Below are 12,932 nucleotides of genomic sequence, written 5' to 3'. Positions count from 1 at the left end.
CGCCCGGTGCTCGTGTTCCCGCCGCGCCCGGCGGCCCGGCGTCCCCACGACGCCCCGTACCCGCAGCGGTCCGTCCGATGCCCGCCCCCGCCCGGGCGTGCGCCGGGCCCCCGGCGGCTCCGGCCGGGGGCCCGGCGCACGCCCGGGCTCAGTCCCGGCCGCTGGGGTTGTCCTCCGGGAACTTGCGGGTGTCGCGCGGCTCGACGTAGGGCTCCTCGTCGGCCGGATGCCCCGCCTCGATGGCCCGGCCGCGCTCGATCTCGGCGTTGAGCTCCTGGCCCAGCAGGATCACGATGTTGGTGATCCACAGCCAGATCAGGAAGATGATCACGCCCGCCAGGCTGCCGTACGTCTTGTTGTAGTTGCCGAAGTTGGCGACGTAGAAGGCGAAGGCGGCCGACGCCAGGATCCACAGCAGCACGGCGAGCAGGCTGCCGGGGCTGACCCAGCGGAAGCGGCGCTTGACGTTGGGCGCGGCCCAGTACAGCAGCGCGATCATGAAGGCGACGAGCAGGACCAGCACCGGCCACTTGGCGATGCTCCACACCGTCAGGAAGGTGTCGCCCAGGCCGATGACGTCGCCGGCCCGCCGTGCGATGTCGCCCGTGAAGACCACCGCGATCGAGCTCAGCGCCAGGATGACCAGCAGGACCAGGGTGATGCCCACCCGTACCGGCAGCGTCATCCAGATCGGGCGCCCCTCCTCGATGTCGTAGATGGCGTTGGAGGCCCGCATGAAGGCGGCGACGTACCCGGACGCGGACCAGATCGCCAGGGCGAGACCGATGACCAGCGCGAACCCGGCGGCCCCCTGGTTGTTCTGGAGCTGCGTCAGCATGCTCTCGAGGATGTCGCGCGCGGCGCCCGGCGCGATGCCGCCGAGGTTGTCGATCAGCGGCTGGATCGCGGACCTGCCGATCACACCCAGGATCGACACCAGCGCGAGCAGCGCGGGGAAGATCGACAGGACTCCGTAGTAGGTGAGGGCGGCCGCCCAGTCGGTGACGTTGTCGTCCTTGAACTCGGCGCCCGTACGCTTCAGCACGTTCTTCCAGGACTTCTTCGGCAGGTCGGTGGGCTCCTCGGGGGCCTGACCGTTGGAACCGCCCCGCTGCTGTTGCTGACTCCTGTGCTTCGACATGTGGTGGCACCTCACCGGCTCCCGGCCCGGCCGCCCCCGCCCGCGAGGGAGGGGGCGGCCGCCGCGGGGCCTGTCTCAGTGCGCCGAGCCGGGGCTCTGGCGGCGGGTCTCGTCGGCCACGCTCTGCCCGGACTGGCGGGCCTGTCCCTTGACCTCCTCCGCCTGCCCGCGCGCCTCGTCGGCCGTGGTGCGGGCGGCGTCCGAGGCGGTCTCCTTGACCTGCTGGACCGCCTGCTGGCCGGACTGCCGGGCGTCCTCCTTCAGGTGCTCCACCGACTCCATCGCCGCTTCCTTCACCGGCTCGGCCAGTTCGCCCGCCTTCTCGGAGAGCCGGCCCATCGCCTGCTCCTCCTTGTGCGAACTGCGCAGCATCGAGGCCGCCAGCATCCCGGCGCCGAAGGCGATCACACCGGCGGCCAGCGGGTTGCCCTGGGTCTTGCGCGCGGCGTGGTGGGGGGCGGCCTTGACGGCCTCGCCCGCCTGGCCGGCTCCCTCGCGCGCCTTGTCCACGCCGTGCCCGGCGCTCTCGCGGACCGACTGCGTCGTGTCCGAGGTGGTTCCCATGACTCGCTCCCGTACTACGGTCATCCTGCCCCGCGCCCGCTCCTTGCGGCGGCGGACGGCGTGGCGGGGGTTGGCGTGGTCGGCAAGCCTGCCGACATCCTCCGACAGCTCCTGCCGGGTGGTGTCGATCTGAGCCCTCAGCTCGTCGGGTGACGTGCCCATTCGGCGTCCTCCTTGAGGGTCTGGACGGTGCGTTCCGGCTTGGGGTGGACCTGCTTCATCCTCGAGCGGCCCATCACGTACATCACGGCCGCCGCCACGCCCCACAGGACGGTGACGATGAGCGCCGCCCAGCCCCAGTCCATGACGTTGGCCAGACCGAAGGTGAGCGCCAGGGAGGCGAACAGGATCGTCATGTAGCCGGCGAACCCGGCGCCGCCGTACATGCCGGCGGCCTTGCCGGCCTTGGTGGCCTCCTCGCGGATCTCGGCCTTGGCCAGCTCGACCTCCTGCCGGAAGAGCTTCTGCGCGTCCGAGGTGACCGCGGAGAGCAGCTCGCCGATCGAGGCGTCGTCCTGCGTCCTCCTGTCCCGGACCTCCGGATCGGTGTCCGGCCGATGAGCGGTGTACGCCATGTCAGCCCACCTCCGGACGGCGGGGGACGTCGGGGGTCCCGTAGGTGCCGGTGGCCCCGTAGCCGCCGGTGCCGGTGGTGCCCGGAGTGCCGCCGTAGGGGGGCTCTCCGTAGCCCGGCATCTGCCGGATCTCTCCGCCCGGGCCCGTGGCGACCGCCGTGCCCTGCGCCGGCGGGTAGGCCTCGTAGCCCTGGGCCTGGGCCGTACCGGAGCCGTCCTGCCCCTGCTGGGCCGCCTTGGTGCCCGCCTTGGCCACGCGCCCGATGGCGAAGCCGGCCAGCGCCGCACCCGCCAGGAAGGCGCCCGGACGGCGGCGCGCGAAGGACTCCACGCCCTCGACCAGGCCGCCCACGCCCCGCTCCTCCAGCATGTCCGCCGCGCGGCGGCCGCCGTCGGCGGCCTGGGCCACCAGATTCCGCACCGGGGAGTCGGACCGGGTGTTCTCCGCCATGCCCGACAGGTCGTCGGCCCACTGGCGTATGGTGTCGGCCGTCCTCCTGGTCTGCGTGTCCGCCTCCTGCGTGGCACGCTCCCTGAGGTGGCCCGCCACGTTGGCGACCTGGTCGCGGGCCTCGCCCGTCACGTTGCGCGCCTGATCCCTGGCGCTGCCGGCCACGGTGCCCGCGGCCTCCTTCGCCCGGTCGGCCGTGGCCCGGGTCTCCTGCTTCGCGGCCTGGCCTGTCTGCTGTGCGGGGCCGTTGCCCGCGGTCGGAGATTCACTCACCGGTGCCTCCAGTTGGTCTTACGGGATTTGCCTTTTGCGTTATATGTGACTAGTGGCTCACAAAGGGCGAAGTACCCGGCCTTCGACCTGGCATTCACACAACATTCCCTTTTGACCGGTGCACCGGCGGCACCCCGGCGCGACCAGGGCCCGCACGGAAGGGACATCTCCGAACGGGCCCTGGGGGAAGGCGGGAGCCGGCGGTTCAGCGGCGGCGGCGCCGCTTGTCGTCGGTGGCCTCCTCCTCGATGCGCTCCTTGCGCACCTGCCCCTCGACTGTCTCCTCCTCGGTGCGCTCGTCGGTGGTCAGGCGCACCCGCTCCACCGGGTGCACCTCGGTCTCGACCACCGGGCGCTCCTCGTGGAGGGTCACCTCGTGCTCGGCCTCGGTGATCTCCGGGCCGCTCAGGGCCTCGTCCCTGTTCTCCTCGGTGATGGGCTCGCGCTCCACGCGGACTTCCTCGCGCCGCACGGGCACCGTCTTCTGGACGTCCTCGGTGACGACGTACTTGCGCAGCCGGGCCCTGCCGGTCTCCTGGCGCTCGACGCCGACGCGCATCTCCTCCTCGGAACGCGTCATGGCGTCGTCGCGGCCGCGGGTTCCGCCCGCACCGGTGCGGTCCCTCGCCGTGCCGGCAGTGCCCGCCGCGGCGGCCGTACCGGCCGTGCCCGCCGTCCCCGTGTCGGTGCGGCGGGTCTCCTCCTGCCCGCGGCCGCCCCAGTCCACGCCGTAGTAGTCGTACAGCCGGCGCTCCTCCTGCTCGGACAGGTGACCGCCCTGGTCCACGTCGACGTGGGGCGCACCCTTGACCTGGTCCTTGGAGTACGGCACCTCCAGGTGGTCCTCCACCATGGCCGCGTCGTGGATCGGAACGAAGGTCTCATGGCTGCCGAAGAGCCCGGTGCGGACGCTCGCCCACTCCGGCTGGCCCGTGACATCGTCGAGGAAGACGTGCCCGGCCTCTCCGATCTTCTTGCCTTCGGCGTCGTAGACCTGGTGGTCCAGCACCTCGGGTATCTGCTCCTTGGTGATCATGAGGCTCTCCTCGTTGCCGGTTCCTCTGACTCCAAGACTTCGGGTAACCACCCGAAAGGCCGGAAAACCGGCAAATGTCGCAAACATGGACAAAAATGAGAAGTTCTCTTTCCTCTCGCCGAAGCGCCGGAACTCCCCCTCGCCCGTCCGTGTAGCGGCGGGAACACCGGGTACACCGACCGCCGGCGACCCGAGCGGGCCGAAGGGAGACGCCCGTGCCGCTCCGGCTTGAGGACTACGCCCTGCTGGGCGACACCCGCACCGCCGCGCTGGTGGGCTACGACGGCTCGGTGGACTGGCTGTGCCTGCCCCGGTTCGACTCCGAAGCGTGCTTCGCCGCCCTGCTCGGCCGTCCCGAGCACGGCCGCTGGCTGCTCGCCCCCCGTGACCGGGCCCGGCCGCTGGCCCGCCGCTACCGCGGTGACAGCGCGGTGCTGGAGACCGAGTACGCCGGCCCCGAAGGCCGGGCCCGGGTGATCGACTGCATGCCCGTCGACGGCGACCACCCCTCGGTGGTACGCATCGTCGAGGGCCTGGAGGGGCGGGTGCGGATGCGCTCGCTGATGCGCCTGTGCTTCGACTACGGCAACACCCCGGCGTGGCTGCGGCCCGAGGGGCGCAGACTGCGCGCCTACGCGGGGCCGGACGTGGTCGTCTTCGACTCCGGTGCGGACTTCACCGCGGAGGACGGCGACTGCACCGCGGACTTCTCCGTGGGCGAGGGCGAGAAGGTGGGCTTCCGGCTGGCCTGGAGGGGGCTGCGCCACGGGGAGCCGGAACGGCCGGACACCGCCGGGCTGGTCCGGACCGTGGCCGCCACCGAGCGGTGGTGGCGGGAGTGGGCCGGCCACTGCACCTACTCCGGCGAGTACCGCGAGGCGGTGGTGCGCTCCCTGGTCACGCTCAAGGCGCTGAGCTACTCGCCCAGCGGCGGCATCGTGGCCGCCCCCACCACCTCCCTGCCCGAGCAGCTGGGCGGGGTGCGCAACTGGGACTACCGCTACTGCTGGCTGCGCGACGCCACCTTCACCCTCATGGCGCTGCTGGGTTCCGGATACGAGCGGGAGGCGGTGGCCTGGCGCGACTGGCTGCTGCGCGCGCTGGCCGGCGATCCGCGGCGGATGCAGATCATGTACGGCATCGAGGGCGAGCGCATGCTGCCCGAGACGGAGCTGGACTGGCTGCCCGGATACGAGCACTCCCGCCCCGTGCGCATCGGCAACGCCGCCTCCGGACAGCTCCAGCTGGACGTCCACGGGGAGCTCATGGACGCCCTGCACCAGGCCAGGGCCCGGGGTGTACCGCCGGACCCGGACGCCTGGCGGGTCCAGTCCGTGCTGATGGACTTCCTGGAGTCGCACTGGCGCGATCCCGACAACGGCATCTGGGAGGTGCGCGGCCCGCGGCGGGACTTCACCCACTCCAAGGTGATGGCCTGGGTGGCCGCCGACCGGGCGGTGAAGGCCGTGGAGCGATTCGGCCTGGAGGGGCCCGCCGACCGGTGGAGGCGCCTGCGGAGGGAGATCTTCCAGGAGGTCTGCGCGTACGGCTACGACACCGAACGCGCGACCTTCACCCAGTACTACGGCTCCGCCGAACTGGACGCGTCGCTGCTGCTCATCCCGTCCGTGGGCTTCCTGCCCGCGAACGATCCCCGGATGAGGGGCACCGTGGCCGCGATCGAGCGGGAGCTGCTCAGGGACGGCCTCGTCCAGCGCTACACGATGGGCAGCCGCACCGATGCCGTGGACGGCCTGCCCGCGGGCGAGGCGGCCTTCATCCCCTGCGCCTTCTGGCTGGCCGACAACTACATCCTCCAGGGCCGCGTACGCGAGGGGCGGGAGCTGTTCGAGCGGCTGCTGGACCTGCGCAACGACCTGGGCCTGCTGTCGGAGGAGTACGACACCGGGCACCGGCGGCTGGTCGGCAACTTCCCCCAGGCCCTCTCCCACATCCCGCTGATCGACACCGCGCAGAACCTGGCCGGGGACCTGGGCCCGTCCAGGTCCCGCTCCGGCGGCGAGGGCCCCTGACCCCGTCCCGGTGAGCCCGGCCCCGTCCGGCCGGCGGGCTCAGTGCCGGGTGAGCTCTATGACCGTCTTGACGTCGTCCGGCCGCCGCTCGAAGGCCTGCGCGAAGGACTCCAGCGGCACCCGGCGGGTGATCAGCGCGTCCAGCCAGCCCCGGTCCGCCTCGGCGAGGGCGGCGGCCGCGGCGGCGTAGTGCCGCCGGTTGGCGTTGACCGAGCCGACCACCGCGGAGTTGTCCAGCACCAGTTCGCGGTTGAGGTACCCGGCGTCCACCTCCAGGGTGCGCCCGGCGGGCGACAGCCCGGTCAGGCAGAGCACGCCGTAGGGGTCCATGGCCGACATCACCCCGAAGACCACCGGCGCGGCGCCGGTCGCCTCGATCACCACGTCCGGCCGCACCCGCTCCATGACCCGCTCGGCGTCCTCGCAGTGGTACTCGGCGCCCAGCCGCCGGACCAGTTCGGGCTTGGGTCCGCTCTCCGCCCGGTCCAGGACGTGGACCTCCAGACCGCGCTGCCGCCCGAGCAGCGCGGCGAGCAGCCCGATCGGCCCCGCCCCCGTGACGAGCACCGAGTGCGGGGCGAACCAGGACCTCCCGCCGATCCGCTCCACCTGGTCCCACGCCTTGGCCACCACGGTGGCGGGCTCCATGAGCACCCCGACGTGCTCCAGTCCGGGGTCCAGGCGCACCGCGTAGTCGGCCTCGACCGTCCAGGAGGTCGAGGCGTATCCGTCGAGCCCCTTGATGCCGCGCTCGGTGAACATCCCGTTGCGGCACATGTCGAAGTAGCCGTGGGCGCAGGCCCCGCACGGCACGGGGTCGGGCCGGCGGACGACACCGACCACCAGGTCGCCCGGCACCCAGCCGCTGTCCGGCGGCGCCTGGCGCACCCGGCCCAGGGACTCGTGGCCGATGACCAGGCGCTCACGGTCCGGAGGCGGGGCTCCGTGACCTCCCGAGACGATCTCCAGATCGGTGCCGCACACTCCGACTGCCAGGCCGTCCACCAGCAGCTCCCCCTCTCCCGGCTCGGGGTCGGGGAGGGTGTCGAGCCGCAGGGAGTTCTTCCGGTCGGGAGCCACGGTCAGCGCCTGCACGTCCACTCCATCCGTCGGGCGGGGTCCGGTGCTTCTCGCTGTACCCCCGGCCGCGGCGGGCACGCGTCACACTGGGGGCATGTGCCGCAGCATCAGGACACTCCGACCGCCCATGGCGCCCGAGGTCGGCGACGAGGACATCCGCGCCGCCGCCCTGCAGTACGTCCGCAAGGTCTCGGGCTTCAGGGCGCCCGCCGCCCACAACCGCGCCGCGTTCGAGCGCGCCGTCGAGGCGGTGGCCGAGGCGACCCGGGAACTCCTGGACGACCTGGAGGTGCGCGGCGGGGGCGGCGGCCCGCCCCGGCACTCCTCCACGCGCTCCTGACCCCTGGCCGCGCCCTCCCGGAGCGGGGGACGCCAACGGCCGTTGGCCTAGACTCGCCGCCATGCAGCCGACCGACACCGCCTCCGGCGGCCGTCCCCGCCGCTCCGACGCCACCCGGGCCGCCATCCTGGAGGCGGCCCGGAAGCGCTTCGCCTCCGACGGCTACGAGCGCGCCACCATCCGCGCCATCGCCCGGGACGCGGGCATCGACCCCTCGATGGTGATGCGGTACTACGGCAACAAGGAGGGGCTGTTCGCGGCGGCCAGCGAGTTCGACCTGCGCCTTCCCGACCTGGCCGCCGTGCCCCGCGAGGAGGCCGGGGCCGTGCTGGTCGGGCACTTCCTGGAGCGCTGGGAGGAGGACGGCGCGCTGACCGCGCTGCTGCGCGTCGGCGTCACCAACCCCGCGGGCGCCGAGCGCATGCGCGCGGTCTTCCAGGAGCAGGTGGCCCCCGCGGTGGCGGTCGTCTGCCCCGACCCGGACCGGGCGGGGGTCCGCGCGGCCCTGGTGGCGTCGCAGATCCTGGGCATGGCCGTGAGCCGGTACGTGCTGTGCTTCCCGCCCGCGGCCGGAATGCCGCGGGCGGAGGCCGTCGCCTGGCTGGCGCCGACGGTGCAGCGCTATCTGACGGCGGAGTCGCCCTGACGCACCCCGAACGCCAACGCCCGTTTGCCAACGGATGTTGACTTGGCGTCGGCCCGCGCGCCATGCTGTCATCACGTGTTGGCCAACAAGTGTTGGCCTCAAGCGGAAGAGGTGCTGTCCCATGAGCGGACCCGACCGGACCACCGTCCCCGCGCTCCCGGACCGGACCGGCGTCGTCATCGTCGGCGCCGGACCCACCGGCCTGGCCCTGGCCGCCCACCTGGCGTCCGCGGGCGTCGGCTTCCTGCTGCTGGACCGGCGGCCGGAGGGCGCGGGCACCTCGCGTGCGGGCGTCGTCCACGCCCGCACGCTGGAGGCGCTGGAGCCGGTGGGGGCCGCCGCCCCGCTGGTCGAGCGCGGTCTGCGGCTGACCCGGTTCGGCATCCGCCGGGGACGGCACCGGCTGGCGACCGTCGCGTTCGACGGCCTGCCGACCCCGCACCCCTACGCGCTGCTGCTCCCGCAGTACGAGACCGAGGCCGTCCTGCTGGACCGCGTACGCGCCCTCGGCGGCTCCGGCGCCGTGCGCCGCCCGTACACCGTTACCGGCGTCGGACAGGAGCCCGGCGGGGCGGTCGTCACGGTGGACGGCCCGCGGGGGACGGAGACGGTACGGGCGGCGTACGCCGTCGGCGCCGACGGGATGCGCAGCACGGTCCGCGAGGCGGCCGGCATCGGCTACCGGGGCGGGCGCTACGCCCAGTCCTTCGCGCTGGCGGACGTGCGGATGGAGTGGCCGCCCGGTCGCGAGGAGGTGTCCATGCTGCTCGGCCCGGACGGGCCGATCGTGGTGGCGCCCCTGCCCGGGGACGTCTTCCGCGTGGTGGCCGCCGTGCGCGAGGCGCCCGGGGAGCCGGACGCCGCGTTCGTGCAGCGGGTGCTGGACGAACGCGCGGGCGGGCAGGGGCGGGTCGGCGAGGTGCTGTGGAGCTCACGCTTCCACGTCCACCACCGGATCGCCGACCGCTACCGCGCCGGCAGGATCCTGCTGGCCGGCGACGCCGCCCACGTCCACAGCCCGGCCGGGGGCCAGGGCATGAACATCGGCATCCAGGACGCCTGCGCCCTCGGCCGGGCGCTGGCCGACGTCCTCACCCGGGGCGCGGACCCCGGCGTCCGGCTGGACGCCTACGAACGGGAGCGGCGGCCGGCGGCCGAGCGCGTCATCTCCTTCACCGACCGGCTCACCCGGGCCGCCACCGCCCGGTCCCTGCCCGTCCGCGCCGGCCGCGACGTGACGCTGCGCCTGCTGGGCCTCGTCCCGGCCTGGCGCACCCGGCTGGCCGCCGAGCTGGCCGGGCTCCGCTCCTGAACGGGGCCCGCGGACAGGGGCCCGTCAGCGCTCCCCGTGGCCGCCGTGCTCGCCGTACGGGACCAGCCGGGCCAGGGCGCCGGGCAGTTCGCCGGTGTGCACCACGCCCAGCCGCCGGGTGGCGCGGGTGAGGGCGACGTAGAGGTCGTTCAGGCCGCGCGGCGAGGCGGCCGCGATCTCCTCCGGTCCGACGAGCAGGACGGAGTCGAACTCCAGACCCTTGGCCCGTGCGACGTCCAGCACCGCCACCGTGCCCTCCAGCCGCACATCCCGCCCGGTCTCCGCACCGGGCACGGCCGCCGCCACCGCGCGGCCCAGCTCCGCCAGCCGGGCGCCGGGCACGATCACCGCCAGCCGCCCCTCCCCCACCGCGACCGCCTCTTTCGCCGCCAACTCGCCGAGCCGACAGGGCAGTTCTCCCTGCGGCACACGCAGACGCCACGGCCGGACGCCGGTGGAGCGCACCGGCCGCGGCGGCTCGGCGGCCGTACCGAGCTCGGCCAGCACACCGGCGGCGACCTCCGCGATCTCCGCGGGGGTGCGGTAGTTGACCTCCAGCCGCTCCAGCCGCCACCGGTCCCCCACGTGCGGGGCGAGCGCCTCGCCCCAGGAGGCCGCCCCGGACCGTGCTCCCGCCTGGTCGACGTCGCCGACCAGGGTCATCGACCGGCCGGGGCAGCGCCGCATCAGCAGCCGCCAGTCCATCGCGGACAGCTCCTGCGCCTCGTCCACGACGACATGGCCGAAGGCCCATGTCCGGTCGGCCGCCGCGCGCTCGGCCGGGGTGCGGTGGTCGCCCTCCTCGTGGCGCTCGGCCAGCAGTCCGGCGTCCAGCAGGTCGTGGGCTGTGAGCATCTCGGCCTCCTCGCCTGCCTCCAGGTCGGTGGAGCGGGAGCCGTGGGCGGTGTCCAGCGCCTCCTGGGCCAGGGCGATCCGCTCGCGGCGCTCGGCCTCGGCGGCGGCGCGGGCGGCCCGGTCGTCCTCCCCCAGCAGTTCGGCGGCCTCGTCCAGCAGCGGTACGTCCGCCGGGGTCCACCGGCTTCCGGGGGCGCGCTCCAGCAGCGCGCGTTCGGCGGGCGCGAGCCGGGGGGCGGCGGACGCCAGCCGGCGGGGCGAGGCGTACAGGTCCGCCAGCAGACGCTGCGGGGTGAGGGAGGGCCACATGGCGTCGACCGCCGCGCGCACCCCGGCGTCCGCCGCCAGTTCCCGGCGGATGCCCTCGACCTCCTCCTCGCCCAGCAGCTCGGCGTCGAGGTCCTCGCCGGGCACGGGGGCGGGCTCGGCGAACGGCTCGCCGTCGTCTCCGAGGACACCGAGCACCGACTCCGTCAGCTCCTCGGCGACCCGTCGGGCGAGGGCGTCGAGGACGAGCCGGACGAACACCGGCCGCGCCCGGTTGTGCGGCAGGCCGGTGGCGCGGGCCCGCTCCAGCGCCCGCAGGCACTCGGCGCGGCCGAGCCGTACGGTCTCGCGGCCGTGGACGGCCTCCAGCCCGCCGTCGGGAACGTGCTGCCGGTCGCGCACGGCGGCGGCCACGACCTCCGCCATGACCGCCCGGCCCTTGACCTCGGCCGTGCCGGGCGGCTCCTCGCCGTCGGCCGTGACGCCGGGGTAGAGCTCGCCGACCGTGGACAGCAGCACGCTGGTCTCGCCGAGGGAGGGCAGCACCTCCCCGACGTACCGCAGGAAGACCGGGCTGGGGCCGACGACCAGCACCGCGCTCCGGGCCAGCCGCTCCCGGTGGGTGTACAGCAGGTACGCCGCCCGGTGCAGTGCGACGGCGGTCTTCCCGGTGCCGGGACCGCCCTGTACGACCAGCACGCCGGCGTGGGGGGAGCGGATGACCCGGTCCTGTTCGGCCTGGACGGTCTCGACGATGTCGCCCATCCGGCCGGTGCGGTCGGCACTCAGCGCGGCCAGCAGGGCGGCCTCGCCCACGAGCGCGCCGTCACCGCCGTCCGGTCCGAGCAGCTCGTCCTGGACACCGGTGACCGTCCGGCCGCTGGTCCGGATGTGGCGGCGGCGCCGCACACCCTGCGGGGAGATTCCGGTGGCGGTGTAGAAAGGACGCGCGGCGGGGGCCCGCCAGTCGATGAGCAGCGGTTCCCCGTCCGCGTCCTCGCCCGGAATTCCGAGCCGCCCGACATAGCGCCGTCCGCCGTCGAGAAGATCCAGCCGGCCGAAACACAGCCCGTTCTCCGCGGAGTCCAGACGGCTGATTCCCGCCCGGTGGCGGGCGGCGGCCACATCCCTTTCCAGCAGGGCCTGGTGGCCGGTCCCGGCCTGCGACAGAGCCGTCTCCAGCCGCCCGGCCTCCCGCTCGCGCAGCTCGTCGAGCCTGCGGTACAGGCGGGTGACGTAACGCTGTTCCCCCTCGATTTCCTGCCTTGACAAATTACTCCCCCATTCGCTATTATCAAATCAGTCGAGTCTCGCCTTTTTATTCGAAAAAGACGCGAGTCCGCGAATATAGCGAGTGCGGGGTTCATTCATCAACCCCGGCCGCTTTTCCCTTTCCCCTCCGTGCGGAGCGGAACGGATCCCCGCCCCTCGGCTCAGGCCAGCAGCGCGTGCAGCGAGGCGGTCATCGCCGCGACGAACGCGTCCCCGGTGGCACCGTCCACCCGGTCCAGCGACAGGTAGGGGTTGAGGTCCTCCAGCTCCACGAGCAGCAGTTCCCCCTCCGCCGTGCGGCAGGCGTCCACCCGCTGGATGCCGTGGTCGATGGCGTTCCAGTCCACGAACCGCTGGGCGAAGGCGAGGTCGCCCGCCGTGGGGGCGTACGGCTCCAGCTCCCACCGCCGCGCGGGGTCGGGTGCGTAGAGGGCGTACTGGAAGGAGCGGTCGACGAAGTAGAACGAGACCTCGTGGCGGAAGTCGACCCTCGGCTGGACCAGCAGGCCGGCGTCCAGCCCGAGGGCGAGCCCGGCCAGCCGGTCCGCGGGGACGACCTCCAGTCCGATGGAGTCGGCGCCGAGCTCGGGCTTGACGACGTACTCGGCCGCCGGCGGCAGCCGGTCCAGGTCCTCGCGGCGGTCGACGGTGGGGATGACCGGCTCCCCCGCCGCGCTCAGCTCGGTCAGGTACCGCTTCCCGACCATGTCCGCCCTGCCCGACAGCTCGTTGAAGACCCGGGCACCCCGCTCCAGCGCCCGGGCACGGAACTCCTCCCAGGCGTCCCGGTGGTGCAGGACGGGGCCGCTGTTGCGCACGACGACCGCGTCGAAGGCGTCCATCAGCGCCGCCGCGTCGCGCGGGTGGCAGAGCCCGATCCGGAAGTCGTCGCCCAGACGGGCCGAGAGGCGGACGTCCTCGTCGCCGTAGCGGCGGCCCCGGGCCTCGTAGGAGAGGTCGGTAACGTAGAGCAGTGCGGGCTTGCGGCGCATGGTTTCCGTTCCCTGTCGCGTGTCGGCTCCCGAGAAGCTACCTCCCGGCCGCCGGAGGCCGGCCGGCCCCCTCCGCCCGGTGCGTACCCCGGACG

General features: G+C 73.8%; 12 protein-coding genes. 4 read left to right on the top strand and 8 right to left on the bottom strand.

What is annotated here, in order from left to right; genetic code table 11:
- Positions 1–148: 148 nt before the first annotated feature.
- The 5 genes from QPK52_RS23645 to QPK52_RS23625 all read right to left on the bottom strand — a co-directional run bounded on the left by QPK52_RS23645 (position 149) and on the right by QPK52_RS23625 (position 4,040).
- Positions 149–1,141 carry a YihY/virulence factor BrkB family protein gene (locus tag QPK52_RS23645; protein WP_410539481.1) on the bottom strand — a complete coding sequence of 331 codons (993 nt, stop codon included), beginning with the start codon at positions 1,139–1,141 and terminating at the stop codon, positions 149–151.
- 75 nt (positions 1,142–1,216) lie between these two features.
- Positions 1,217–1,867, bottom strand: coding sequence for a DUF3618 domain-containing protein (locus tag QPK52_RS23640; protein WP_410539480.1), 651 nt, complete (start codon positions 1,865–1,867; stop codon positions 1,217–1,219).
- Complete coding sequence (locus QPK52_RS23635) at positions 1,843–2,280, bottom strand: phage holin family protein (protein ID WP_410539479.1); 438 nt, start codon at positions 2,278–2,280, stop codon at positions 1,843–1,845. The genes QPK52_RS23640 and QPK52_RS23635 overlap by 25 nt, the downstream gene beginning before the upstream one ends.
- Before the next feature lies 1 nt (position 2,281).
- Positions 2,282–3,004 carry a hypothetical protein gene (locus QPK52_RS23630; protein ID WP_410539478.1) on the bottom strand — a complete coding sequence of 241 codons (723 nt, stop codon included), beginning with the start codon at positions 3,002–3,004 and terminating at the stop codon, positions 2,282–2,284.
- Positions 3,005–3,209: 205 nt separating this feature from the next.
- Entirely contained in the window at positions 3,210–4,040 is an 831-nt protein-coding gene (locus tag QPK52_RS23625) for a DUF2382 domain-containing protein (RefSeq protein WP_410539476.1), read from the bottom strand.
- A 215-nt stretch (positions 4,041–4,255) separates the two neighbouring features.
- Between QPK52_RS23625 and QPK52_RS23620 the strand changes: the two genes are divergently transcribed.
- Positions 4,256–6,073 carry a glycoside hydrolase family 15 protein gene (locus tag QPK52_RS23620; protein WP_410539475.1) on the top strand — a complete coding sequence of 606 codons (1,818 nt, stop codon included), beginning with the start codon at positions 4,256–4,258 and terminating at the stop codon, positions 6,071–6,073.
- 39 nt (positions 6,074–6,112) lie between these two features.
- Here QPK52_RS23620 and QPK52_RS23615 read toward each other — a convergent pair whose 3' ends face one another.
- Positions 6,113–7,168, bottom strand: coding sequence for a glucose 1-dehydrogenase (locus QPK52_RS23615; RefSeq protein WP_410539474.1), 1,056 nt, complete (start codon positions 7,166–7,168; stop codon positions 6,113–6,115).
- A gap of 79 nt (positions 7,169–7,247) precedes the next feature.
- On the opposite strand from QPK52_RS23615, the gene QPK52_RS23610 reads away from it, so the two are divergent.
- The 3 genes from QPK52_RS23610 (at position 7,248) to QPK52_RS23600 (ending at position 9,451) form a co-directional block, all read left to right on the top strand.
- Positions 7,248–7,493 (top strand): DUF2277 domain-containing protein, encoded by a 246-nt coding sequence (locus QPK52_RS23610; RefSeq protein WP_410539472.1) that lies wholly within the window; start codon positions 7,248–7,250, stop codon positions 7,491–7,493.
- 61 nt (positions 7,494–7,554) lie between these two features.
- Positions 7,555–8,139, top strand: a complete 585-nt coding sequence (locus QPK52_RS23605) for a TetR family transcriptional regulator (RefSeq protein ID WP_410539471.1) — start codon at positions 7,555–7,557, stop codon at positions 8,137–8,139.
- A gap of 121 nt (positions 8,140–8,260) precedes the next feature.
- Positions 8,261–9,451: an FAD-dependent oxidoreductase gene (locus QPK52_RS23600; protein ID WP_410539470.1), complete on the top strand. Its 1,191-nt coding sequence runs from the start codon at positions 8,261–8,263 to the stop codon at positions 9,449–9,451.
- 24 nt (positions 9,452–9,475) lie between these two features.
- On the opposite strand, the gene QPK52_RS23595 is transcribed toward QPK52_RS23600, so the two are convergent.
- Together QPK52_RS23595 and QPK52_RS23590 are read right to left on the bottom strand one after the other, a co-directional pair.
- Complete coding sequence (locus QPK52_RS23595) at positions 9,476–11,845, bottom strand: ATP-binding domain-containing protein (protein ID WP_410539469.1); 2,370 nt, start codon at positions 11,843–11,845, stop codon at positions 9,476–9,478.
- A 161-nt stretch (positions 11,846–12,006) separates the two neighbouring features.
- Positions 12,007–12,837, bottom strand: a complete 831-nt coding sequence (locus QPK52_RS23590; RefSeq protein ID WP_410539468.1) for a hypothetical protein — start codon at positions 12,835–12,837, stop codon at positions 12,007–12,009.
- Positions 12,838–12,932 lie beyond the last annotated feature (95 nt).

It is taken from the genome of Streptomyces sp. KL2 (genome assembly GCF_046529545.1).
Lineage (GTDB): Bacteria > Actinomycetota > Actinomycetes > Streptomycetales > Streptomycetaceae > Streptomyces > Streptomyces radiopugnans.
The sequence above is the reverse complement of the archived record's forward strand: the minus strand, read 5'-3'. Positions and strand labels throughout refer to the sequence as shown.